We start from the raw sequence: 26268 nt of genomic DNA on the forward strand, positions 1-26268 counted from the left end.
GCTGAGCAGGCTTATTTTGCATAAAACCGGTTTAAACGCTGATAAAGTAACGTCGGCGCACCCACTTCTCTAGCTCTACCAATAAAAACACCAACAAACCAAATACTAAAATTCGTCCCCAGTCTTCCAGTGCAATCGGCGTGGTACCAAATAAGGTATTCATCAACGGTGCATAGGTAAAGGCTAACTGGATTACAATCAGCACAGCCACCGCAATCCACATCGCCTTACTGCCAAATAAACCATCAACACTAAATACGTGCTGATCGATATAACGCAGGTTAAACAGATAAAACAACTGACCAGCAACCAGGGTGTTAATCGCCACGGTTCTGGCGTAGTCATCCATCACCCCAAGCATATCCATATAAACAAAGTGTCCAAAGGTACCCGCCCACAGCAATAATGCGACAAACGGAATCCGCCACAGCATTAAGCCGGATAATAATGGCATATCCGGACGCCGCGGATGGCGACGCATGACACCGGGCTCCGTTGGTTCAAAGGCCAAGGCCATCGCCAGCGTTACCGAGGTCACCATGTTGACCCACAATACCTGCACAGGCGTTAATGGCAATTGATGGGCCAATAAAATAGCAAAGATAATCGTTAAGGATTGACCCGCATTAGTCGGTAACATGTGCAAAATCGATTTACGAATATTGTTATAAACCGTACGGCCTTCCTTAACGGCACGTGCAATCGAGGCAAAATTATCATCAGCCAGCACCATTTCTGAAGCCTCTTTTGAAGCTTCGGTGCCTTTTTTACCCATCGCAATACCAACATCCGCCCGCTTCAAGGCTGGCGCATCGTTCACTCCGTCACCAGTCATTGCCGTGACATGACCCTGCGCTTGCAAGGCCGCCACCAATCTGAGTTTATGCTCTGGACTGGTGCGCGCAAAAATATCGACATCCGTTACCGCTTTTTGCAACGCCGTATCATCCATTTGCTCAATGTCATGACCGGTAATCGCGGTTTTACCATCACCAATACCCAGCTGTAAGCCAATCGCTTTGGCGGTAGCCGCATGGTCTCCGGTAATCATCTTCACCCGGATACCGGCTTGGTGACATTCGGCAACCGCTTTAATCGCCTCTTCGCGCGGTGGATCGATAATGCCAAATAAGTTAAGGAGCACCGCGCCTGCTTTAACATCATCAAAGCCAAGTTCCATCTGCGTACCGGGGACTTTTTTCACCGCAATCGCCAACACCCGTTGACCACTATCGGCCAGCCGCTCCATCGACTGATGCCAAAAATCAGCATCAATCGGCTGTTCACCCGCTGCGGTCGCTTGATGCTGACACATGGTCAATACCCGCTCTGGCGCACCCTTGATAAAAATATAACCCTGACCTTGATGATCATGGTGCAGAGTGGCCATAAATTTATGATCCGATTCAAACGGAATCAAATCGGTACGTGGACATAAGCCTGTTTCTATTTTTGGATCAAGCCCAGCTTTAATCGCGGCGGCGAGTAATGCCCCCTCAGTAGGATCGCCACTAACCTGCCAATCACCCTCTTTTTCGACCAACCAGCTGTCATTACATAACAAGACGCCTTTTAAACCCATAACCAGTGCCGGATCTAGCTGGTCGAGATCGCGCATCTTGCCATCGATTTCGATGGCTCCTTGTGGCGCATAACCCACACCGGATACCTGGTACTGATGGTCCGCAGTGACCAAGGCTTGCACCGTCATTTCATTGCAGGTAAGCGTGCCGGTTTTATCAGAGCAAATCGTGGTGACGGCGCCAAGGGTTTCCACAGCAGGCAAACGCCGAATAATGGCATTGCGTCGTGCCATTTTTTGCACCCCAATAGCCAGGGTGATGGTCATAATGGCCGGTAAACCTTCGGGAATGGTCGATACCGCTAAACTCACCGCAGCTAAGAACATCTCGGCGGCGGCATAATCGCGTACCCAATAACCAAAAGCAAAAATAAGCGCTGATAAGAAAATAATGATGATGGATAAGATACGCCCGAACTCAGCCGTCTGACGCAACAGCGGCGTGGTAATCATCTCCACTTTTGACAGCATAGCACTGATGCGACCAATTTCTGTCTGCGCACCCGTTGCAACCACCACTCCTCGCCCTCGACCGAAACTGACCAGCGTACCGGAATAAGCCATCGATAAGCGATCACCTAACGACGCGGAGGTCGCTACCGGATCGATACGTTTTTCAACAGGCACAGATTCACCGGTCAATACCGCTTCTTCAATCCGCAAACTGCGCGTATCTAATAGTCGTAGATCCGCCGGCACCTTATCACCGGCTTGTAACAACACAATATCGCCTGGCACCAGCTGTTCAGCCGGAATGGTTTGACGCTGACCATTACGTAATACAACCGCTTGGGGCGACAGCATATTACGAATGGCATCAAGTGCCTGCTCAGCCTTACCTTCTTGCACAAAACCAATGCTTGCATTGATCAGCACCACAGCCAAAATAACAAAGGTATCCACCCAGTGTTCTAAAAACGCGGTACCAATAGCCGCCGCAATCAAGATATAGATGAGGATGTTATTAAATTGACGGGCCAAACGAACGAGTGGCCCACTGCGCTGACTGGTTTCAATATGATTTTGCCCAATCTCAGCTAAACGTTTTTCAGCTTCAATAACACTCAACCCTTCTGCTCGGCTTTCAAAATGCGCTAAAGCTTTATCAGACTTGTAGGCGTGCCATTTCAATGGGTTATCACTGACTGTATTGGATTTGTTAGACATAGCCTTACCTCTATCAATCAGTTTAGATGTTGCGTGATTTTCGTTTACTCATCTTTTGGGCGATGATGCTATAACCCAATACGGTAATCATTGGGAATACCGAAGCAAACGCAATCAAACCGAAGCCATCCATGAGGATATTTCGCCCTTCAATATTGGTTGCCAGATATATCCCAAATGCGGTAATTAAGGGTACGGTAATCTCGGAGGTGGTGACCCCGCCCAGGTCAAATGCAAAGCCATGCATTTCTTTTGGGGCAAAAAACACCAGCACCACTACAAACGTATAGAGCAAGGTAATCAAGAGCCAAATATCCATACCATTGACGATTTTATAAGTACCCAACAAAATACCAAAACCAACGCCCACCGCGACCAAGATACGAATCAAGGTTACGTTTAAGCTGAGTTCCGAGTATTTATCCGCCTGTTTAATCACCGCCACCAACGCCGGTTCAGCCATGGTGGTGCCAAAGCCGACCAAAAAGGCAAACAAGAAAATAAAGAACAGACTGTTCATATCCACCAAGCTGCCGGCAATGGATTCACCGATTGGGAACAAGCCCAGCTTGATACCTAAAATAAAGCCATACAGACCGATAACCAAGAATACAAAGCCAATAACGACCCGCGAAAAATTTGGTAAACGTTTCCGCAAGACCAAAAATTGGAAGATAAAAATCGTTGCCAATATCGGTAGGATATTTAAGAAGGTATCAAAAATGCCCGCTAGAATTGCCATAGGTGCAAAGTCTGCCAGCGTATAAGCCGCTTCAACTGACTTTTCATAACCGACTCCGAGCATACTTAAATCGTCACCCAAAACAAAAATGCCATACAGCTGAATACTGATCATCGGCGTAATTGCAGCCAGCGCAACAAAGCCAAAACCATCACGCAACACACTGCGGCCACGAATGGATGAGGCAATACCTATACCTATAGCGACGATCAGCGGTACCGTGGCGACATTGGTTGCGACCCCACCGGAATCATAGGCTAGGCCAATGATTTCTTTGGGGGTAAAGGCGGTAATGACCAGAACAATAATGTAGCCGCTAATAATGATCTTGGACACCGACCAGCCAAACAACGCACGCAAAATACCAAAAGCGGTAATCGCACCGACGGACGACGCAATAATTAGCCGTAGCGTAAAGGCATCAATTGCACCTTGAGTAATTTCTTCCGCTTGCAGGGCGACCGCAATAATGGCGGGTTCGGCTATCGAGGCGGAAAACCCGATTGCAAAGCCAAATAACACAAACAGCACCACGGAGCGCTTTTGCAAAAACTCGTTAGACAGCGAGTTGCCTAACGGAAACACCCCCACCTCCAAGCCGACCAGGAAAAACGCCACCCCAATCACCACGATGGCAAAACCGATGGCAATCGAAATAAAGTTATCTGGAACCGTTTGAAAAACCAGTAATTGGAAGCCAATAATAATGATTAAAATTGGCAAAATATTGCGTGCCGACTCGATCAGTGCGTGTTGCAACTGTTTTAAAATTTCATTCATAACAAATTAGGCTTCAACCATCGCTAATAAATGATCACTTAAATCAGTCACACTCAACACCCCTTTTAACTCATTATTATCCGTGACAATCACGCGTTTGATATTGAGCTCGAGCATCATTTTTGCCGCATATTTGACATCAATTTCCGCCGACACTGAAAATGCCGGTTTACTGTAGACATCAAAGACATTTAGTAACTCTATATCACCATCTTCAACAAGAATCGGCTGTAAAACTTGCGAGTTGGTAACAATACCGTAGGCATCACTGGGCGAGCATTTTTCAACCACCAACGATTTCAGGTGATGCTTTTTCATCAGCTGCATCGCCTCTTTGAGACTCGCATGAGGTTTAATCGTCACCACATGGGTTTTCATCACATCCTTAACCAGTACTTTTGACATACTCATTACAAACGCTCCTCTTGTTCGATATTGGTTTCAAACTTACTCAACAATGCCTTGTCCAAGCCAACTATGTGGTCAATCGGGGCGGTAAACGCAAGGCCGTCATTATCCGGGTTTTCAAAATAGGGTTTTAAGGTACGCAAAACCTTGCGAGATAAGCCGTTTTCTAATACAAATAACAGCACCGAACGATTGCCTTCAAAGGTTAACGAAAAGAAGGATTTTTTCTCTTCAACACCACTGCCTTTTGCTTCAATAATCGTTGCGCCCTCAGCACCAGCCTCTTTTGCCATCTCTTTGACGACTGATTCATTTTCAGCGGACGTAATCACCACCAGCGCCACAAACTTCATAGATCACCCCTTCATAGTTTTTAATCTAGGTCATTGCTTTAATTTATTGATTTTATTTATTGATTCTAGCGTTTTTAACGCAAACCTTCAGAACAAAATTTACGTTCATGGATCACAGGGCACATGATACCAGCGTGCCTGCTGCTGACGCCATAAAACCGGCACCAGGCCTGGTTGCTGATTCAAAATAAATTCGATGGCTCCCGTACAAGCGGTATTCAGCGGTTTGGCCTCAGTATACTGCGCCACACGCGCCAGCACATCGGGATGCGGCATACCGAAACGATTGCGAAATCCGGCCGAAAAAATCAGCCAACCCGGATTAACCGCGGCTAAAAATTGCGGATCAGACGAATGATGCGAACCGTGATGCCCGGCTATTAAAATATCGGCTCGCACCTTTTCATCACCATGATACCTCACTAGTGCCCGTTCATGGGTCCGACCTAAATCGCCAGTGACCAATAGTACCTGGTCACCTGCTTGAACACGCAACACACACGAGGCATCATTATGATCCAATATTGGGAAATAACCTGGGGCTAAAATGTCAAACACCACCCCATCCCAATGCCAACTTTGCCCCACCTGACATAATTCAAAGTCCTGCTGATGATATTGTTGTGCTAAGCGTTCAGGCTCACCGGTCAAGCGCAGATCAAACGCATGTTTGCGGCGTAATGATTCAACACCACCGGCATGATCTAAATCGGCATGACTGATAATAATTCCCTGATAGGGTTTCACCGGCCTTTGCTGTAAAAACGGGACTATAACCCGCTCACCCGCATCTGTATTAATCCCAAAGCGAGGTCCGGCATCATAAATCATCCTATGATGCCGCGTATCAATAACCACCGCCTGTCCCTGGCCGACATCTAACACCGTTACCCGGGCCTGCCCTAGCGCTAGGGTTTCGAGTTTACTACCGTTATGATAATGCCATAGACTCGTGGCCAATACGCTGGTCAAAACCGCGCCAGCCAGTAACCAGCGTCCACGCCACCACCTGGCCTGCTGGTGACCACTCACCCATAAAAACATCACCGTATATAGGGCGACCACTTGCCATAAACCAGGTGCTGGTAAGGTCAACTCACTATGCGGCCAACGAGCCACCCCATGTAAACCCCACCAGAGTGCCAACCATAAATAATCAGCGAGTTGAATCAACCAACGAATGACATGATTGAATTGTGAATCACAACAGCCTAACCAAAAACTCAACTCGGCTAAAAAACCGGTGATCAGCACCAGTGGCAAGCCAATCAAACTGACAAAAGGCACCGCCACTAAATTGGCAATCACACTATAGGTTGGAAAGGCTTGATAAAACCACCACAAGCCCGGAATCAAGCCTAACGAAATAAACCATTGAATCGACCAGGCCTGGTACAAGCTATTTTTCAGACCAGTATAATAATGTGATCGTGTGCGCTGATAACCTAACCATAAAAAAATCATCGCCACCGCTAAAAACGACAACCAAAAACCGGGCGCTAACACACTGGCGGGTTGCCAAAGCACCATCAACCAAGCCGCCAGCAATAACAGCGGCCAGGGCTGGCGCTGACGGCGCATCAGCATAAACACCATCACCACCAGCACCATCAACCAAGCGCGTTGAGTGGGTAAGGTAAAGCCCGCCAAAATCGCATAGACGGTGGCAAAAATAACCCCCACCGGCACGGCTATCCAAACTCTGGGCCACAGCGACCACACGCCAAACAGCCTGACACCCAACCACCACAGCATCGCACCCACCCCATAACCCATCGCTGCCACCAACGCAAGGTGTAAACCAGAAATCGCCATCAAATGAATGGTGCCGGTCGCTCGCATTACCCGCCACTGATCTTCAGTAATCGCAGCGCGATCGGCCAAGAGCAAGCCTGAGTAAATCCCAGCAAACTCCGAATCACCCCAATGCGCCCTAACCCGCTGGGCTAATTCATGACGGTATCGATGCCACCCCCAGCTTACCCCCAAATCCCATTGAGCCGTTTGCCAAGCCGACTTGTCCATGCGAACTCGTGCCCGCCCGGCAAGATGTTGCTGTTTGACCCAAGACTCATAATCAAAACCACCCGGATTACTTAAACCTCTAAGGGGTTGTAGTTGCACCAGTAAACGATAGCGATGATTGGGTGATAAAGCGGGACAATCCCAACAACTTAATTGCACATAACGAGGTCGTAATCGATACTGCCAATACTCACCACCCCCTGACACCGACTCTATTTTTCGAACAGCAAACACCGCTTGCTGTTGACTGCGCCCAAAGCGTCGCTGTTCCGTTACTAGGCTAACAATTTGACCGGTGACATAAGCTTGATCACCCACGCCAGTTAAAGGCAAAGGTGCTGTCCATCGCTCAACTAACACCAAGACCAAACCACCCAGCGCTATGCCGATTAATGCTTGTCCAATACCTAGCCGCTCAAAACTCTGTGCTAAAATACCCAGCACTAAAATAACGGCAAAAAGCACCGGCGATGGTAGCTGTGGCAATTGAAACAACCATAGGGTAACGGCTATCCAGCCGAGGGCAAACCAAACAAACATGGCAAAAAAACTCTTTAAAAAATGGACACCCCATCCAGCTAAACTCCTAGAAAAGCCCGGTTTAGCCCGAATTGCGCATTGGTTACAAGAACCGAACTTGTGGCACTTAAATCGCAGCTCTGTCGCCAAAGCCTTTTTTATCGGGCCATTTTGGGCGGCCATGCCAATACCTTGGCAAATGGTGGTCGCCGCCATCAGTGCCATTAGTCTTAAGGCCAACTTAATGCTAAGTATTTTACTGGTATGGATAAGTAATCCTATCACGATGGGACCGATTTGGTATTTTAATTATTGGCTGGGATCGACTTTATTAGGTGAAGCGGCCAAAGAAAATCTAGCCTTTGAAATGAGCTGGAGCTGGATTAGCCATACCTTTGTGGCGATTTGGCAACCGCTGATGCTAGGTAGTTTGGTAGTGGGAGTGAGTGCAGGGATCTTCGGTTACTTACTAGTACAGCTGGTGTGGCAAATTCAGGTGCGATTGAGTTGGCGCTCTCGACAACGCCAACGGGTAGAACAAACCGAATACAAAAAGCCGCGCAATTAAGCGCAATTAAGCTGACTTAATCGCCGCTATCGCTCGACTTCTCATTCATGCGTTCCAGTGCCTGCATCAAACGGCCATTAAATGAGTCCGCCGGATATTGACCTTCCTGATCCAATTCACCGACCGCAAGGTTACTTAACACAGCCAGTCCCTCATCAACGTGCTCAATCGCGTAGATATGGAAAACGCCCTGATCAACCGCATCACGAACTTCCGCATTTAACATTAAATGGCGCACATTCGATTGCGGAATCACCACGCCCTGCTGACCCGTTAAGCCGCGCGCTTTACAAACCTTGAAGAAACCTTCAATTTTCTCGTTAATGCCGCCGACAGGTTGAATTTCACCAAACTGATTCACCGAGCCGGTTACCGCTAAATCTTGGCGCATCGGCACTTGCGCTATCGCCGATAGCAAGGCGTAAAGTTCAGGCGATGACGCACTATCGCCCTCAATACCGTCATAGGTTTGCTCAATAACAATCGAGGCACTAAAGCCAAGCGCGCGGTAACGCATATAACGCCCACGCACATAACCCGATAAGATCAGCATCCCTTTTGAGTGAATCGGCCCGGCCATTTCAATCTCACGCTCAATATCGACCACGCCTTCATCGCCCGCAGAGGCTTGCGCAGTAATCCGTACCGGCTGACCAAAAGACTGCCGACCGACGGTCATTACGGTTAAGCCGTTGACTTGACCAACGTGCGCATCCGTTAAAGAAATTAACACCTGCTGTTCAATAATCGCGCGATGATAGTAATCTTCCATCAACCCAGTATGAAATTCACGCTGAGCAATGGTGGCTTCAATGGTATCTCGGGTTACCAGCGATTCCCCTTTCGCCCGCGCAAAGGCATTCGCCTCGGCCAACACATCACGCAAGATCGCTTTGTTGGTATAGAGGCGGTTTTTGTCTTCGGCCAAACGCGACGCATATTCGGTTAAACGCTCGTACGCCGACACATCAACCGGTAAATCATCCCAGTTGGCGACTTCGCTGGCGAGTTGTTGCACTAAAGCCAATTCATGCTCCGGGGTGCGATCCAACTCAACCTCAAATTCAACCTGCACTTTAAACAAGCGACTAAATTGGGCATCAATTTCTTGTAAGGCATAAAAGTGTGCCGCCTGCCCCAACAGTACCAAGGTCACATTTAACGGAAAATCGGGAAGATGATAAGGCACCACACTATTGCTGGATGGCACATCAAAACTCAGCTGACGCGACATCAAAGCGGCTTTCAAACTCGACCAAATTTCAGGATCTTTTAAGATCGATTGCATACTCAACATTAAAAAACCGCCATTGGCTTTTTGCAGCAGGCCTGCTTGATGATTCATCGCCAAGCCCAGGGTGTCACCGCCCAATCCCTGATGTCCCGACTGAATGGCATAACCAAACAGTTTCGGTAAGCTGGCGTTTTGCTCATAAATCACCGGAGCGTGTTCCAGTCCACGATGATCAACCAACAAATTCACCCCAAATTGACTTAAGCCCTGCTGATCCAGCATCAACTCTTCTAAGGGCGAGGCACTGCCACCAGAACCACCATTATTTGCCGTGGTTACTTGATCGGCACTTTGGTCCCAAAATAAATGCAACTTGGCTAATACGGCCTGCGCCAAGTCATCCAAATAGTGACCCACCGTCTCATCGTCAAAACGGGATTTCAATTTGTCGATCAAGGGCATCACTTGCTCTTCAGCAACTTGGGTGTTAAGTTTTTTGCCCTCTTCCATAAATTCATGTTGAATCGTTGGAAAGCGAGTTAAACCTTCATTGAGTTGCGCTTCAACTAAATCTAATGCCTCGGTATAACGGGCTTGATCATCGGCAGACAGCGTTTTTAACTCCGCTAAACGCATTTTTTTGCCATCAACAATCGCGTGCAAAACAAAGTTATTTTCCGTTTGCAGAATATCAATACTCAGTTGCTCGGCCAGTTCGAACGCCGGACGCAAGACTTCCTCTTGCTGCGCGGCCATTTTTCGCTCCAATTGTTGCGAGCGCAGTTGATAACCATGACCATCAAACACCAACGGCAGTTGATGTTTCAGTTGCGCAATAAATTGCTCTATTGCTAGTTTAAATTCATGGCCTTTGCCAGCAGGAAAATACAGATAACGAGTTTTTGGCGGTTCTTTTAAATCCGCAACCAGAACCACATCATCCGGCATAGGTTTCGCGGCGGCAGCTTTATTTAGTAACGCCTTGGTCATACCGATTCGGCCAACCCCGGGTTCTCCCATAATAAAAATATGGTTATGATTGCGCTTCAAGTGCAAACCAAAGTTTAAGGATTGATAGGCACGTGGATGAAAACGCTGCATAAAAGCCTCGGCACCGGTTTCATTTTGTGCAAATGCCTGCGCATCAATCTGGGTTTGACGATATAGTTGGTCTACACGAAGTTTTTGCATGCGAAGAATGTCCACTCATTAAATAGGTGCGTATTGTATCAAACCCCTTTAGGTCTCAAACAAGTTTTGACCACACCATTACAACCGATCCAGTGGCCAAGGCTAACCGGCAATCAGCAGGCCTGGATCAAACGCGATGACCTTAATCACCCACGGATTCAAGGGAACAAGTGGCACAAGCTACGCCTTAATATGCTGGCGGCGCAACAAGCCGGTTGTGCCGGCTTGCTGACTTTTGGCGGCGCTCACTCGAATCACATTGCGGCCACGGCGGCAGCGGCTTACGACTATGGCATGGCGGCGACGGGCATCATTCGTGGTGATGAACTGAGCGACAATCAGCAGGCCTGGTCAGCCACCCTCAAAAATGCAGTGGCACTTGGCATGACCTTTGAGTTTGTCAGTCGTAGTCATTATCGACAACGCAATCAGGCCGACTGGATGGCGAAATGGCACGCGGTCTACCCAAACTATTACGTCATACCGGAAGGCGGCAGTAATGATCTGGCCATCACCGCTATGGCCGATGTTATGGCACAGATTAATGACCAATGCCCAGACTGGACACATTTACTCTGTGCCGTAGGTACCGGCGCCACCCTAGCAGGCCTGGCGAAAGCCGCGCCCAATAAAACCACAATTAACAAAGCTGTATGGGGCATCGCTAGCCTAAAACAAGCCGAGCATTTAATCCCCCAAATTGAAACCTGGGTTGGACAACCACAAAGCAACTGGCGCTTATTAAGCGGCTTGGGTAACACGCCCTTTCATGGTGGTGGCTATGGCAAAACCACCCCCGAAATAACCGCCATGCAACAACAATTCGAACAACACAACGACCTGTTACTAGACCCCATCTATAACGCTAAAGTCGTCTATGCCTTTGATCATTTGTTAGCCCACAATGCCTTCCCCGAAGATAGTCGAATCATTATTTACCACAGTGGCGGACTGCAAGGTCGCAGTGATTAACAGGCGTTGCACAATTTTTAATCACAAAATATCTTGACCCGATATAAGCAAATGCTTATACTCAACACAACAAAAAACATCGCAAGCATTTGTTTTTTAATTAACTTTAGATTATTTCAGAGAGGAACAAATCCATGAAATTGAACAAAACCCTAGCAGGCCTGCTGCTTTCCGCTGGCATGATGACTTCTGCATCGGTTATGGCTAATGCATTACCACACTCACCGTCGCTAGCGCCAGAGCGTGAATCTCACCAGATTCCGCAAGGCTTGTATATCTCCCCAGAACAAGCCTATGAAATGGTTAAGTCGGATGACAATGCTATTTTGGTCGACGTGCGTACGCCAGAAGAATGGATGTTTGTAGGTTATTCACCTCTTGCTAAAATCATGCTGCCATCAGTGATGTTTGATTACTCGCAAATGGACACGGTACAAAATATGCCTCGCTATATGCCAGCACCCAATCCAAACTGGATCGCTGACTTTGAAGATCGTCTTGCCGATTTAGACGGTAATGAAGAAACAAAGCTGATTATTATGTGTCGTTCCGCTTCCGAACGTGCCGCACCCATGGCGCGCATCTTAGATCAGTATGGCTATAAAAATGTGTACCTTCTATTAGGTGGCTTTGAAGGCGGCACTGTAAGAGAGGGTGAAAAGAAAGGCTTCCGTTTAGTTAACGGCTGGAAAAACTCTGGCATGCCATGGACCTATGACATTGATCCCGATGTGGTTTATTTCAAAAAATACGGTGTAACTTACGAATAAGCGCTCGCTTTTTTCGTCTCCAATAAAAAACCCAGCTTACGCTGAGTTTTTTATTAGGTAACAAACAAAACACTAAATCTCATCATCATCAATTGGCTCTTGATTGGCTGTATCGACACCACTGTCCAGAATGACATCATACTCAGGCATACTTAACTCACGCCCTGGAATGGGTGCCACAATAAGACTCGCTTCAACCGAACGACCCGCCGATTGCGCCGCTGATTGCGCCATAGCACTGGTGGTTGTATCTGCCATATCCAGATTGGTTGTGTTGAGCGTTACAGCGTCAACTACTGCTGGACCAATAACGGTAAGAATCCCGTCTATAAACGTAAGAGAGTAGTTTGGATTGCCAGCACTAGCCAACCCAATAGCATAATTCCCAGCAGGACTATTCAAACCCGCCAGCGTGCTAAGATTTAATAATAAATTATCATTACTGACCAAACCACGGCTGGTTCCAACACCATCTTCATCAACACTAAACGTTAAAGGTGGATTAGCTTGACCAAACAACCGAGACTGATTATCGGCTCGCACCGTAATCGGGCGGGCAGCTACGGTCAGATCAGATTCTTCAAAACTGATCTGATAGTTTGGATTTGCAGCGGTCGTTACGCCACCCTGGGTGATACGATAAGCACCCACATGACTGAGTACCGTAGCCATCGTTGCTAACTCTCCTGTCAGCGTTTCACCATTCACGATGCCGCGACTACTGCCCTCACCATCCGCTAATACTGCAAAGGTTAATGCCGGATTCTCATCCCCATAAACTCGGCTGATCGCATCCGCTCTCACCGTAATCGGGCGGGCAGCTACGGTCAGGGTTCCGTCTTGATTAGTGACGTTGTAACCCAGTTCTTCTGCGATGGCATCCGTCCCTGATGACGCCACCACAATGCTGTGCGAGCCAGCATTCAATCGACCGTTAGTACTACCGACGCTACCTTCTTGAAGGCTAGCTGTTCGAACGTTTAAACCGCTGGAAATATCGTCCCCATTGACAACTCCATTAATCGAGCCAATCGTCGCAAACGATAATGGCGGCAGACTATCACCGTAAATCATAGTCTGTTCAAACGTTGAAACTATAATCGTTGGTTGTTCGCGGTAGAGAACATTGACCTCATCGGCCGCCAGTGGACGGCTGTAATCCGATATCTCATTGCCATTGGTATCAAGCCCGGTGTTATAGCGGAAATTTCCCGAACCTATGCCGGCTAACTGACCCAATCCAAGGCTACCAACGCTACCCGTGTAAATTTTAATAAACCCACCATCGCCAACGGTTATGCTGGGTAAATCTTCAAGCGATAAAAACTGATCAACAATCACATTACCCGCTTCTGGCGTTCCGTCGCCACCACGCTCCGCACCAATACCGGCTGCAATAAATACTGCGTTCGATTCGGTGCTGTCTGTAGAAATATCACCTGAGAGGATAATGTCGCCCAAACGCGTTGTAATCTCAATTGACCCAAAGGCATTAACTTCATTTAATGAAACCTTTCCGCCCTCCAGCCCTAATCCAGCATTAATTTCAACCTTTGGAATGCCTCTTCCCCTATTTACTAAGTTTGACAGAGTATCCGAAAAAACAATATCTCCGTTAGCTTCAAAAAGAATGGAAAATGCGCTGACATCCACACGGGTTGCAAACTCAATATTTCCATTTCGGCTTATAACATTGTCATTCAGACTTGATAAACCAGTACCGTTTTGAATAAAAGATCCAACATCTAAAGACTCAACACCCAAAGTTTTAAATAATCCAGCGTTTGTAATTTGCATCTCACCTAATACTAGAACTGATTCAAAGAAAGTTAATTCATTTCCATTGAATATAAAATCTTCGGATAAATCGACATTACTATCAAAAGTAGTTATTCCGCTCGCGTCCAGTTGCCTGTAGCTAGTTGCTTTAAGGCTGTCATTAAAAGTTACGTCCGCTGAACTTATAACAATGAGGCTGCCAAATCGATCACCTTTTCCAATACTATCGCCAAAAATAATTTCACCTGTACCAGCCGAAAGTTCAAGATCATACAAAGGGGTATTTGATGTATTGTTACCCTCAATTTTTGTATTAAAAAATTGTATTGTGCCCTCGGCATTGCCAGTATCTAGCTTCACATTCCCACTTAACCTAAGCGTTCCAAAACTTGCAGACGTTTCCAGGTCGGCTAAATCTAGTCCACTTACATCAAATGGTTGAAAATTAATATTGCCTCCTACCGTCGTAATATCGGCAGCTAAATTAATCCTTTTCGAACTTAAAATAACGCGTCCAGCAGACGTTATTTCAATTTCTGAAATGATCAAATCATCAATAGCAGCCAACTCTGTATCAGCTATTGACGTTTCAATACTCTCATTAACCTCTATTATGCGACCAAGCGCATCAAGTTGACCTATATTAACTAAACCCTCTAAGGTAACTTCACCAGCAGACAGAAGGGTCAATTTATGTGGACCATCAATAGTATTGAAAAACGTTATATTGCCCAAATTCTCGGAAGTTTCCGCGTCAACAATAAAATCACCCTCCAATGTAACCGTACCTTCAAAGTCAATATTACGGCTATTGCTTTGGATCCCTGCTGTTGCCTCTGAGACAACAAGGCTATCTCTAAACAAAATATTACCGTTTTCAGTAACCAATAAACCAGTCAACAACAAATCATTGAAATAAATCGACGGCGAACTACTACTGTTTGGCGGTAAGGTTAACGAAGCGTTATCAAGATGCATATTACTAAGGCCTGCCATTATATTAGCGCCAAAAATACCGTTAGTGATTTCTCCTTCGGTATCTACCCATAAGTTTCGCAACGCAAACCCCTGGCCATCAAAGCTACCGGTAAAGGAGTTAGTACTGTTCCCAACCGGCACAAAACTGCCTTGGAAACTTTCGAGATCGCCCATGCCCCGCCAGTGTAGGCTTGGATTGGTCAGGGCTGGTGCTAAATCGATGTCGTTGGCCAGTGTGTAGTTGGCGTCTAAATCCATCGACATCAACTGCAGTTGATTGGCGTTGGTGATGGTGGTGCTGTGCTCCATGCGCAGGAAGGGGCGGGTTTCGCCGTCGATCATGAACCACACGTTATCGAAGTCGAAGCCGGTGTAGGTGTCTTGGGTGTAGGCGTCTACAGTACCCGTTAAACTACGAATAGCCGTTACACCAGTCTGACTTCCATCTCCTACACCGCTCGACTGGCCGGTTGTGTCTTGGTCGAAGAATGCGTTTGTAATCGAAAAGGATTGATTTGATTGAAACTCGTTACCCAATATGCCACCAACAGCACCAGAACCAGTTCGTGTCACCTTACCTGTCGCATAGACATTTTCGATACTTGAATCATTACGTGCAACACCGATTAGCCCCCCAACATTATTACTTCCTGTTACAGACCCTATTGCGTAGGCGTTTACTAAATTACCCTTAAACATATCACCAACAAGCCCACCGACGTTATCTTTACCTGTAACCTCTACAGTTGAAATAACATTTTCAATGCTTGCTCCCACGGCACTTGAATCTATTGCGCCAACCAATCCACCAACAAAATCTGAAGTACCCACAACACTGCCAGAAACCTCAATACCTGTAATATTAACCGCACCATCAATATAGCCAATCAAACCACCAATGTAGGAACTACCACTAATTTCACCTAAAACCGTTATATTGGAAAAGTCGCTTGTCCCTTTTGCGGTACCTGCAATGCTGCCTACAAAGAATGCTCCGGAAATGTCTACGCCAATAAGACCAAGATTGCTGATATTGACATTCTCAGCAACGCCAAACAAGCCAACGTCGCTTAGTGTTGGTCGGTGAATGGTAAGGTTGCTGATACTATGGTCTAAACCGTCTAGTCTTCCGGTAAAGGGATTATCAATGTCACCCACCGGCACAAAACTGCCTTGGAAACTTTCGAGATCGCCCATGCCGCGCCAGTGTAGGCTTGGATTGGTCAGGGCTGGTGCTAAATCGATGTCGTTGGCCAGTGTGTAATTGGCATCTAAATCCATCGCCATCAACTGCAGTTGATTGGCGTTGGTGATGGTGGTGCTGTGCTCCATGCGCAGGAAGGGGCGGGTTTCGCCGTCGATCATGAACCAGACTTTATCGAAGTCGAAGCCGGTGTAGGTGTCTTGGGTGTAGGCGTCTACAGTACCCGTTAAACTACGAATAGCCGTTACACCAGCACCACTTCCAGTACCTACACCACTCGACCGGCCGGTGGTGTCTTGATCCCAAAACGTATTGGTAAACGTAGAACTATTTCTCGGATTATTGCCAGCAAAACCACCGTTGAAAGAACCAGTATCAACAACGACCTTCCCAGTCGAAAAGGTGTTGTTAAAAGTACTGTCTATTGCGGTACCCACAAAGCCACCGATGAAAGAACCAGTAGCAACAACGATCTTCCCAGTTGAAAAGGTGTTGTTAAAAGTACTGTCTATTGCGCTACCCACAAAGCCACCGATGAAACTTGTATCACCAACGACCTTCCCAGTCGAAAACGTGTTGGTAAAACTACTATCCATTGCGCGACCCACAAAGCCACCAACCGATTGACCAAGTTGACTTCCATTTATATTTCCTGACACGCTAAGGTTAGTAAACTCGCTGTTATTTAAGCTCCTACCAACAAGCCCACCTACAAAGCTTGTTCCGGAAATGTCTACGCCAATAAGACCAAGATTGCTGATATTGACATTCTCAGCAACGCCAAACAAGCCAACGTCGCTTAGTGTTGGCCTATTAATGGTTAAATTAGAAATCGTACTACCTTGCCCATCAAAACTACCGGTAAAGGCATTAGTACTGTTCCCAACCGGCACAAAACTGCCTTGGAATGCATCATCGTCCAGAGTGCCGCGCCAGTGTAGGCTGGGATTGGTCAGGGCTGGTGCTAAATCGATGTCGTTGGCCAGTGTGTAATTGGCGTCTAAATCCATCGCCATCAACTGCAGTTGGTTGGCGTTGGTGATGGTGGTGCTGTGCTCCATGCGCAAGAAGGGGCGGGTTTCGCCGTCGATCATGAACCAGACATTGTCAAAATCGAAGCCGGTGTAGGTGGCTTGGGTGTAGGCGTCTACCGTATTCGTTAAACTGCGAATACCGGTTACACCAGTCTGATTTCCATCTCCTACACCGCTCGACTGGGCGGTGGTGTCTTGGTCGAAGAATGCGTTTGTAATCGAAAAGGATGGATTTGATTGAAACTTGTTACCCAATATGCCACCAACAGCACCAGAACCAGTTCGTGTCACCTTACCTGTCGCATAGACATTTTCGATACTTGAATCATTACGTGCAACACCGATTAGCCCCCCAACATTATTACTTCCTGTTACAGACCCTATTGCGTAGGCGTTTACTAAATTACCCCTAAACATATCACCAACAAGCCCACCGACGTTATCTTTACCTGTAACCTCTACAGTTGAAATAACATTTTCAATGCTTGCTCCCACGGCATTTGAATCTATTCGACCAACCAATCCACCAATAAAATTAAAGCTGGCTTCAACATTGCCCGTAATATTAACATTATAAATTTGACCATCAACTCCAGACAAAAACCCAACAAGACCACCTACATAGTCACCTCCGGTAATGTTAATTTCAGAGAGAGTGAAGTTCCGAAAACTTGAACCATCAACCCTTCCAAAAAAACCGACATCATCAGTTGTTGGCCTATTAACGGTTAAATTGGAAATCGTATGGCCTAGGCCTTCAAAATTACCGGTAAATCTAGAACCAGCACTACTCCCAATTGGCTGCCAGCCATCGCCGTCATTCCAATCTTTGGTTGCACTGGCATCGATAGAAGCTCCCAGTGCGTAATTGCGGTTTAAATTGCCCTGCATGCCTTGAAGGCTCACGCCGTTTTTACTGCCCTCAGCGCCCAATGCGGTAATGACTTGGTAAACAATCTCGCTGCCACTACTGCCGAGTTTTGTAGTGAAATTTAAACCACCTGGTAAACTGACCGGCGCATTAATGCGATAAAAGGCTTCTTGCCCCCCAATGACACCATTAGCCGCACCCTGGCCATATTGCAAGACGAGCTTGCCAGTAGCACCTTCACTGGTGATGGACGCATTAATTTCAATGTTGCGATCCGCATTAAGGATCAGGGTATTATTAGTTGACCAAGCCAATGGCGCATTAACAAAGATATCGCCATTGCCATCACCGGATGATGCCGTGGTGATGGTGACGTTACTCGAGGTCAGTGCGGTATTAATCGTTTCATTGTGAATATTACTGCTTGTTGGGTTATCCGCGTTGCTATTGGTTGCTGGATCCCCGGTAAGACCACCCTGGTCAGAGCCATCAACAATATAAATATCGGTGGGATCAATCAACCATTCCCCCGTTTGTCCTTGGGGTGCTTGGGTTGTTACCACCAGGTCTGGTGCTATCTGCACATTCGCCGCACTGGTTTCGATAAAACCACCATCACCGCCATTGGGTGCGCTGGCATCCAGCGTGCCTGCCACATCGATGCGCCCATTTTGCATATCGCCCATCAGATAAATTTCACCCGACTCACCAGTTGCCAGGGTTTGCGCTTCAATAATGCCCGTTTGGTTAATCACGCGCGTCATTAATTCGTTGGTTGCACTGGCGGTTAAATAAACGTAACCACCGTCTGCTTTAATGGCGCCGCCCTGCTCAATCAGGGCATCTAACGCCCCTTCGTTAACACGAATCTTAACCGGCCCACCAAAATCGAGTGTTACGTTGCTACCCGCAGCCATTAAAACCTGACCTGCCGGCGCCTTAATTTCGCCCGTGTTAACAATCTTTGCCGCAATCATCGCTACATAGCCATTTTGATGCGTATTGATATTGCCTTGATTGATAATTGCTTGTGCACTATTCCCAGAAAACTGGTAATTGCCGGCCATAAAATCATCCACCCGAATATCCAATGTGGACGCCACAATCCCCCCTACGTTCACCTGTGCCGAGGAGGTAAAGGTAATGCCGTTAGGGTTGACCAAAAACACCTGGCCATTGGCATTGAGTGCACCCTGGATAATCGAGGGATCGGCACCCATCACGCGATTAAGTGCAACGGCATCGGCGCCGGGCTGGTTAAACGTGACCGTGTGACCCGGGGCGATATTGAATGTTTGCCAGTCAATTGCGGCTTTGTTTGAGGTTTGATTGATCACCACCTGCTTTGATTGCGTTTGGATCTGTGCGCTACCGGCTACAACCTGACCGTCGGTCGGCAAACTGGTGGAGCTCGCGAGTAGATTCTGATGAAAAACGAGCAAGCTGCTGGCTGCTAAGGCACTGATTCGAGCCGCCCGACGCTGTGTTTTTGTTTTCTTTTTGGCCTTACCTACTTCAGATACAGCTTGCCATACGCCTTTTATGTGATTAAACACGACACGATAGATATGGTTCATGACTCGCTCCTTAAAATTGGTAACTGATATTGGCCCAAACACGCGGTACATCATCTCGCGTATCGGCTTGAGGTAAACCACCGCCCCAACGCCAAGCCGCGATTAATTCGCCACGCCAGGGTTGGTGGTTGTATCGAATCCCTAGTCCACCGCCGCTGTACTCGCGACTATTAGACGGCTGGTTTTGATCAAATGGGTTGGCATTAATTTGAGTTTTAGCGGCGTCAATAAATCCGTAGGGCGTCCATGCTGGATCAAGTTGGTAGCGGATTTCTAATTGCAGTAATGCCGCTCGGTCGGCACTGCCTTCGCCAATGGGGTAAGCACGAACGGCACGAGCGCCACCGATACTCATTTTTTCAGCACTATCGAGGTTGTCTTTTGCCCACTGACTATTAAGTCGCAAAAACCCAGACCAGGCCTGGTTGAATGCTTGAATACGTGCAACATCAAGATTTACTTTTTGAAATTGCCCATGAGTTTGCGCTGTCAGGCGGTCATTAAAACGATCTTCGCTATCACGAATATTGAGATTACCCCAGGTGAATATAGCACTGCCATAGGTGATGCCTCCCAGCCCTATTTGGTCGCGCTTATCAAAATTTAATGCGATGGGTAGAACCGTAGCGGTTTTAATTTTATCGGAATCTATCACTCCGACCTTATCGTTAAAGCGTTTGAACTGTAGGCTAGTGACCAGTGATAAGTTGGCATTTTGTGAACGTAAAATAGGATAGCTGGCACTGATTGTTGTAATTTCGGCCTGACCCGTTGCATCGAGTGCACTAAAGTCTTTGGCCAGCTGGTAATCGGTTCGAACATAGCTCAACTCACCTCTTAACCCCTCATAGCGAATGGGAAACTGGTAGTTAACACTCCCAAAGAACATTTGTTCGTCGGTTGTCATGCCACTGACACTGAGCTGGTCACCTAATAGTAAGAGTCGGCTCCAGTTTAGGTTGCCAATCAAACGGGTGTCGCCGGTAAAGCGGTTACCATGATTGTCAATATTAACTAATCCGCTGTATTGTTTGGCGGGGGTTGCTTGCAAAATAAAGTCTGCTGCTCCCGTTTCGGCACCCGGTTGAATAATCGGTATGATACTGATGCCCGGTAAATCGGCAATGAGCAGCGCTACCCGTTCTAAAGTGGGCGAGTAGATGATGTCACCAGGTTTAAGGGCATTTAGGAAGGGTTGAACTTGCTCCGCGAGCTCACCCGTGGCCGTCACCTGTCCATAACGCCCCTCTAATAGAGCAATGACAAGCTGACCATCCGCTAACCGCTGTGCCGGTAGGTATGCGCGGGCAAAAGGATAACCATGTTCGCGGTAATATCGGGTAATGTCGTTTGCAAGCGCCCGCATGGCCGCCAAGTCGTATAGATTGTCGGTTAGGTCACCCAGCAGGCCTGCTAAAACCGCATCACTAAAGACCGTGTTACCTTCAAAAACAACTTTAGACAAAGGTACGCTGGTGCCGCCATGTGTGGATTCTATTAAGGGTTCGGTGAGGATTTCTAAGTTAAGGTCACGCTCGAATGGCGCAGGGGGTTGTTGTAGCGTATCGCGAAGCAACTGACCCGCATCGGGCTGAGTTGCGGCATAACTTTTATGGGCCAATAAAGAAACGATGAGTGCTAGAACAAAAAAAGAATAGGGCATGGTAGAGTTCCGTATATTTAGTTACAGAAAACTCTACCAAAGCGTGTCAAGATTTACAATAAAAACATTAAATTCAATTTAGCGAAAGCGATTCGTTATCAAAATACAACGGCATGAATTAACATTATTAAACATATAAGCTAGTTCTTATATTTTAAACAGATTACGCATCAGCCAATTGCTTGGCCGACTCCGCTTCTAGTTTCAGGCTATCGCTGGCTTTATCCAACTTAATTCTGACCGCCCCGCCCTGCTGTAACTCACCAAACAGCAATAACTCCGCTAAAGGCTGTTTGACCTGCTGCTGAATTAAACGCGCCATCGGACGCGCACCCATTAAAGGATCAAAGCCTTTTTTCGCCAGCCAATCTCTGGCATCGTTATCTAATACTAACGACACTTTCTTTTCAGATAAGGTTTGCTCAAGGGCAAAAATAAACTTATTAACCACCGAGCCCATCGACGCTTCACTAAGGCGATTAAATTGAATCACCGCATCTAAGCGATTGCGGAACTCGGGTTTAAACATTTTTTTCAGCTCCGATTCAAAATCATGGGTATGATCCTGCTCGGTAAAACCAATACTGGAACGCGACATCATTTCAGCACCGACGTTCGAGGTCATGATTAACACCACATTGCGAAAATCGACCTTACGACCGTTATTGTCCGTTAAGGTGCCATGATCCATTACCTGCAACAACAGGTTAAACACATCAGGATGGGCTTTTTCGATTTCGTCTAGTAACACCACCGAATGGGGTTGACGATTAACCGCCTCGGTCAATAAACCGCCTTGATCAAAGCCTACATAACCGGGTGGCGCACCAATTAAGCGCGATACGGTATGCCGCTCCATATACTCCGACATATCAAACCGAACTAATTCGACACCCAAATGTTTAGCCAGTTGCTGAGTCAATTCGGTTTTGCCGACACCGGTTGGACCGGCAAATAAAAACGAGCCACTCGGTTTATCCGGATGCGCTAAACCAGAACGTGCTAATTTAATCGCCGCAACCACCTGCTTAACCGCATGATCTTGACCAAATACCACCCGTTTTAAATGCGACTCTAAATCAAACAGAGTATCACGCTCTTTTTGAGTAATACTGGCAATTGGAATCCGTGCAATATTAGCCACCACTTGCTGAATTTCAGGGACACCAATTTGTTTGCGACGACGACTCGGTGGCATTAAGCGTTGTTTGGCACCGGCTTCGTCAATCACATCAATCGCTTTGTCAGGCAGATGGCGGTCAGTAATATAGCGCTCGGCTAATTCAGCGGCGGCTTTTAGAGCCGGCTGGGTATATTTGACCTCATGATGGGCTTCAAATTGCTCTTTTAAGCCCTTCAAAATTTGAATCGTTTCCGGGACGCTCGGTTCACGCACTTCAACCTTTTGGAAACGTCGTGCTAAAGCACGATCTTTTTCAAAAATACCGCGATATTCTTCATAAGTTGTAGCACCAATACAGCGCAACTGACCATTGGCAAGCGCCGGTTTCATCAGGTTCGACGCATCCATCGCGCCACCTTGTACCGCACCCGCACCAATAATGGTGTGAATTTCATCAATAAACAAAATGGCATGATCTTGCCGGGCCAACTCATTCAACAACGACTTAAAACGCTTCTCAAAGTCACCACGGTAACGAGTACCGGCTAACAAGGCGCCCATATCGAGGCTAAACACCACCGCATCACTTAAAGATTCCGGCACTTCGCCATGGACAATCTTGTAGGCCAAACCTTCGGCAATCGAAGTTTTACCGACCCCCGGCTCACCGACTAATAGCGGATTATTTTTACGCCGACGGCTTAAAATTTCTAGGGTACGATCGAGTTCCCACTGCCTACCAATCATCGGGTCCATGTGGCCTTCAAGTGCGTGTTTGTTCAAATTCAACGCAAAGTTAGTAATGGCCGACTCGTTAGATTCATCATCATCTTCATCGGCTTGATGTTGTAAATCTTGATTTAAGTCTTGTTGCGATTCATCGGTAATCACACCATGTGCTAAATAGCTTTTAACATCAACACGTTCAACGCCATTCGACTCCAAAATATACACCGCGTGCGAATCCGGCTCAGCAAACATCGACGCAATCAGGTGAACCCCTAGCACCTCACTATGACCATTGGACTGCACCATATAAATGGCACGTTCTATGACACGTTGAAAGGACATGGTTGGATGGATTTCTAAGGCTTGACTGGTCTGCGGTTGTTTAGGCTCTGTTTCTAGGTAGCGTTCGATATCCAGTTCAATTTTATCGATGTGCGCACCACAGGCATTCAGTAATTCTTGAACGTCAGGAAGATTGAGTAACTCAAGCAACAAATGCTCAAGCGTCACAAACTCATGCTCGTACTCTTGTGCCACGCTAAACGCGTTGCTTAGTGACATTTGAACGGGTTTGCTTAACATAGTGTCATCTTCCCTATAGGTTTGAGGTTATTCTGCCTCAATTTGGCAGAGCAAAGGATGTTGATGATCACGGGCGTAACGATTCACTTGATAGCATTTGGTTTCGGCAATTTCACGAGTGTAGATTCCGCAAATGCCTTTGCCCTGTTTATGAATCGCTAACATTACCTGCATAGCTTTATCATAATCCATTCGGAAGAACTTCATTAATAAATCCACCACGAAATCCATCGGGGTGAAATCATCATTCAACAACACTACTTTATAGCGCTTAGGAGGTTTTACAGCCTGCCTTGCAGGACTTAGTACTACAGCATCAGTCATAATGAATGGTTCAGTGTGTTTTAGAAAATATCAGCGTTAATTGAGCCCCACTAGGCCGGATATAAGCCTAGACGACAATCCACTTCGCATACCAATGACCCGACAACTCGCGCTCATCACCCATCAAAAACTCTACTTTGAAGATAAATCGGCTTATCTTGTTGATAATTTTGTGGAACCACTCGTAACACTAGCATTTAAATGCTAATCGATAGCGTTTGATTTTAACCCTTAACCCAAGTAAATAAAAGCGCCTGCCTTAATTCGCTTTAAGGATACGTTATAATTTTGTTATCTGAATCAACTTAGGCAACATAAATGCCAACACCTAAATCTCCAATCCTACTCTTTAACAAACCGTTTGACGTTCTGTGCCAGTTTACTGATGATCTTGGACGACTGACCCTGGCCAATTTTATTGATCAGCCTGGCTTTTATGCCGCCGGACGCCTAGACCGAGATAGTGAAGGACTGATGCTGTTAACCCATGATGGGCGTCTGCAAAATCAAATTAGCCACCCCAAATTTAAACTCCAAAAATCCTATTGGGTTCAAGTAGAGGGTATCCCTGATGCCGCCGATCTCAGGGCATTGTGCCAAGGTGTGACGCTAAAAGACGGCAAAACCTTACCTGCGCTTGTAGAAGCGATTGCTGAGCCGACCGGCTTATGGCCTCGCAACCCACCGATTCGCGAACGTAAAACCATTCCAACCAGCTGGCTAAGCATCACAATTAGTGAGGGACGCAACCGCCAGGTAAGACGCATGACAGCCGCCGTTGGTCTACCGACTCTGCGTCTGATTCGTTATCAAATTGGCCCCTATCACCTTGCCGATTTAGCACCGGGTGAATGGCAGTTTGCAGACCCGGTGAATCTGTTAAAATAAGTGTCCGAGTTTATTAATCCGATCAGGTATCCATGTTTAACCCTGCAAATCAAGCAACTAAAGTTATTGTCGGTCTATCCGGGGGCGTTGATTCGTCTGTAACGGCCTGGCTGCTTAAACAGCAGGGCTATCAGGTTGAAGGGCTATTTATGAAAAACTGGGAGGGTGATGATACCGATGATTATTGCCCTGCCGCTGTTGACCTACAAGATGTATTCGCCGTCTGTGAACAACTTGATATTCCGTTGCATGTTGAAAACTTTGCCAAAGAATACTGGCAAAATGTGTTTGAGCATTTTTTAACCGAATACCAAGCCGGTCGCACACCTAACCCGGATATCTTATGTAACAAAGAAATAAAATTTAAAGCGTTTTTAGACCACGCATTGGCTCTTGGCGCCGATAAAATCGCCACAGGTCACTATGCGCGAGTGGCACAGTCTGCGCAAGGTGATTACCAGTTATTAAAAGGTCTTGACCCTAATAAAGACCAAAGCTATTTTTTATACACCTTGCAACAATTTGCGCTGTCACATACCTTATTTCCCATTGGCCACCTACCCAAACCAGAGGTTAGACGCCTTGCCGAAGCCGCAGGCCTGGTGGTGCATAATAAAAAAGACAGTACCGGAATTTGTTTTATTGGCGAACGCAAGTTTAAAGATTTTCTGCAACGCTACTTACCCGCACAGCCGGGGGATATGGTTAATGAACAGGGCGAAACGGTCGGTCGTCATGAAGGCTTAATGTATTACACCCTTGGCCAACGCAAAGGCTTAGGCATTGGCGGCGGGCACGGTGATTCGGGTGAACCTTGGTTTGTTGTCGATAAAAACCTAACGACTAATCAACTGATTGTGGCGCAAGGCGATCAACAGCCCAGTTTGTATCACAACGCCCTTTCAGCGCAAGATTTAGACTGGGTTATCGGTCACGCGCCGCCATTAAACCAAGCACTGACCGCAAAAATTCGTTACCGCCAACAGGAGCAGGCCTGCTGGATTCGTGCTTTTCAGGCCGACTCTAACGGTAAAAACCAAATTGTTGTTGAGTTTGAGCAACCCCAAAAAGCCATTACACCCGGCCAGTCGATTGTGTTTTACAACAACGAGGTGTGCCTAGGCGGTGGTGTTATTAATGACCGCAGTGACAACTGGCGTGCCCTTGCGGCATCGAGCGAAATGAGCAATCAAGAAGAGTAAGCA

At 47.0% G+C, this 26268-nt stretch carries 15 protein-coding genes; 5 read left to right on the forward strand and 10 right to left on the reverse strand.

Annotated elements, in window-relative coordinates; translation table 11 throughout:
* Positions 1–31 precede the first annotated feature (31 nt).
* The 5 genes from THICY_RS05560 to THICY_RS05580 form a co-directional block, all read right to left on the reverse strand.
* Positions 32–2749 carry a cation-transporting P-type ATPase gene (locus tag THICY_RS05560; RefSeq protein ID WP_013835635.1) on the reverse strand — a complete coding sequence of 906 codons (2718 nt, stop codon included), beginning with the start codon at positions 2747–2749 and terminating at the stop codon, positions 32–34.
* Between the two features lie 22 nt (positions 2750–2771).
* A complete protein-coding gene (locus tag THICY_RS05565; protein WP_013835636.1) occupies positions 2772–4271 on the reverse strand; it encodes a DUF1538 domain-containing protein in 1500 nt (499 codons plus the stop codon).
* A gap of 6 nt (positions 4272–4277) precedes the next feature.
* On the reverse strand, positions 4278–4682 hold the full coding sequence (locus THICY_RS05570) for a CBS domain-containing protein (protein ID WP_013835637.1): 405 nt from the start codon (positions 4680–4682) through the stop codon (positions 4278–4280).
* On the reverse strand, positions 4682–5032 hold the full coding sequence (locus THICY_RS05575) for a P-II family nitrogen regulator (protein ID WP_013835638.1): 351 nt from the start codon (positions 5030–5032) through the stop codon (positions 4682–4684). Before THICY_RS05575 ends, THICY_RS05570 begins: the two co-directional genes overlap by 1 nt.
* 105 nt (positions 5033–5137) lie before the next feature.
* Positions 5138–7597 (reverse strand): DNA internalization-related competence protein ComEC/Rec2, encoded by a 2460-nt coding sequence (locus tag THICY_RS05580; RefSeq protein WP_013835639.1) that lies wholly within the window; start codon positions 7595–7597, stop codon positions 5138–5140.
* Between THICY_RS05580 and THICY_RS05585 the strand changes: the two genes are divergently transcribed.
* Positions 7596–8144, forward strand: a complete 549-nt coding sequence (locus THICY_RS05585) for a DUF2062 domain-containing protein (RefSeq protein WP_013835640.1) — start codon at positions 7596–7598, stop codon at positions 8142–8144. The two genes, THICY_RS05580 and THICY_RS05585, sit on opposite strands and share 2 nt — an antisense overlap.
* Before the next feature lie 16 nt (positions 8145–8160).
* Here THICY_RS05585 and THICY_RS05590 read toward each other — a convergent pair whose 3' ends face one another.
* Positions 8161–10569, reverse strand: a complete 2409-nt coding sequence (locus THICY_RS05590; protein ID WP_013835641.1) for a Lon protease family protein — start codon at positions 10567–10569, stop codon at positions 8161–8163.
* 33 nt (positions 10570–10602) lie between these two features.
* Here THICY_RS05590 and THICY_RS05595 point away from each other — a divergent pair, with 33 nt between their 5' ends.
* Positions 10603–11541 carry a 1-aminocyclopropane-1-carboxylate deaminase/D-cysteine desulfhydrase gene (locus THICY_RS05595; protein ID WP_013835642.1) on the forward strand — a complete coding sequence of 313 codons (939 nt, stop codon included), beginning with the start codon at positions 10603–10605 and terminating at the stop codon, positions 11539–11541.
* A 134-nt stretch (positions 11542–11675) separates the two neighbouring features.
* The gene (locus THICY_RS05600; protein ID WP_013835643.1) at positions 11676–12311 is read left to right on the forward strand and encodes a rhodanese-like domain-containing protein; all 636 of its coding nucleotides are present in this window, start codon (positions 11676–11678) and stop codon (positions 12309–12311) included.
* 72 nt (positions 12312–12383) lie between these two features.
* Here THICY_RS05600 and THICY_RS08625 read toward each other — a convergent pair whose 3' ends face one another.
* From THICY_RS08625 to clpS, 4 genes are all read right to left on the reverse strand, one after another.
* Positions 12384–19754: a two-partner secretion domain-containing protein gene (locus tag THICY_RS08625; protein ID WP_013835644.1), complete on the reverse strand. Its 7371-nt coding sequence runs from the start codon at positions 19752–19754 to the stop codon at positions 12384–12386.
* A gap of 10 nt (positions 19755–19764) precedes the next feature.
* The gene (locus tag THICY_RS05610; protein WP_013835645.1) at positions 19765–21417 is read right to left on the reverse strand and encodes a ShlB/FhaC/HecB family hemolysin secretion/activation protein; all 1653 of its coding nucleotides are present in this window, start codon (positions 21415–21417) and stop codon (positions 19765–19767) included.
* A 163-nt stretch (positions 21418–21580) separates the two neighbouring features.
* Entirely contained in the window at positions 21581–23851 is a 2271-nt protein-coding gene (clpA, locus tag THICY_RS05615) for an ATP-dependent Clp protease ATP-binding subunit ClpA (protein WP_013835646.1), read from the reverse strand.
* 27 nt (positions 23852–23878) lie between these two features.
* Positions 23879–24175, reverse strand: coding sequence for an ATP-dependent Clp protease adapter ClpS (gene clpS, locus THICY_RS05620; protein WP_013835647.1), 297 nt, complete (start codon positions 24173–24175; stop codon positions 23879–23881).
* Positions 24176–24493: 318 nt separating this feature from the next.
* Between clpS and THICY_RS05625 the strand changes: the two genes are divergently transcribed.
* Positions 24494–25063, forward strand: a complete 570-nt coding sequence (locus THICY_RS05625) for an rRNA large subunit pseudouridine synthase E (protein ID WP_013835648.1) — start codon at positions 24494–24496, stop codon at positions 25061–25063.
* Between the two features lie 32 nt (positions 25064–25095).
* Positions 25096–26265 (forward strand): tRNA 2-thiouridine(34) synthase MnmA, encoded by a 1170-nt coding sequence (mnmA, locus tag THICY_RS05630; RefSeq protein WP_013835649.1) that lies wholly within the window; start codon positions 25096–25098, stop codon positions 26263–26265.
* The last annotated feature ends 3 nt before the right edge of the window (positions 26266–26268 follow it).

Origin of the sequence: Thiomicrospira cyclica ALM1 (genome assembly GCF_000214825.1) — a bacterium.
Lineage (GTDB): Bacteria > Pseudomonadota > Gammaproteobacteria > Thiomicrospirales > Thiomicrospiraceae > Thiomicrospira > Thiomicrospira cyclica.

Excerpts from the sequence above, each read along its gene's own strand:
- THICY_RS05600 (WP_013835643.1), top strand. The coding sequence starts at position 11,676 with ATGAAATTGAACAAAACCCTAGCAGGCCTGCTGCTTTCCGCTGGCATG.
- clpA (WP_013835646.1), bottom strand. The coding sequence starts at position 23,851 with ATGTTAAGCAAACCCGTTCAAATGTCACTAAGCAACGCGTTTAGCGTG.
- THICY_RS05565 (WP_013835636.1), bottom strand. The coding sequence starts at position 4,271 with ATGAATGAAATTTTAAAACAGTTGCAACACGCACTGATCGAGTCGGCA.
- THICY_RS05610 (WP_013835645.1), bottom strand. The coding sequence starts at position 21,417 with ATGCCCTATTCTTTTTTTGTTCTAGCACTCATCGTTTCTTTATTGGCC.
- THICY_RS05575 (WP_013835638.1), bottom strand. The coding sequence starts at position 5,032 with ATGAAGTTTGTGGCGCTGGTGGTGATTACGTCCGCTGAAAATGAATCA.
- THICY_RS05625 (WP_013835648.1), top strand. The coding sequence starts at position 24,494 with ATGCCAACACCTAAATCTCCAATCCTACTCTTTAACAAACCGTTTGAC.
- THICY_RS05590 (WP_013835641.1), bottom strand. The coding sequence starts at position 10,569 with ATGCAAAAACTTCGTGTAGACCAACTATATCGTCAAACCCAGATTGAT.
- THICY_RS05570 (WP_013835637.1), bottom strand. The coding sequence starts at position 4,682 with ATGAGTATGTCAAAAGTACTGGTTAAGGATGTGATGAAAACCCATGTG.
- clpS (WP_013835647.1), bottom strand. The coding sequence starts at position 24,175 with ATGACTGATGCTGTAGTACTAAGTCCTGCAAGGCAGGCTGTAAAACCT.
- THICY_RS05585 (WP_013835640.1), top strand. The coding sequence starts at position 7,596 with ATGGCAAAAAAACTCTTTAAAAAATGGACACCCCATCCAGCTAAACTC.
- mnmA (WP_013835649.1), top strand. The coding sequence starts at position 25,096 with ATGTTTAACCCTGCAAATCAAGCAACTAAAGTTATTGTCGGTCTATCC.
- THICY_RS08625 (WP_013835644.1), bottom strand. The coding sequence starts at position 19,754 with ATGAACCATATCTATCGTGTCGTGTTTAATCACATAAAAGGCGTATGG.
- THICY_RS05560 (WP_013835635.1), bottom strand. The coding sequence starts at position 2,749 with ATGTCTAACAAATCCAATACAGTCAGTGATAACCCATTGAAATGGCAC.
- THICY_RS05580 (WP_013835639.1), bottom strand. The coding sequence starts at position 7,597 with ATGTTTGTTTGGTTTGCCCTCGGCTGGATAGCCGTTACCCTATGGTTG.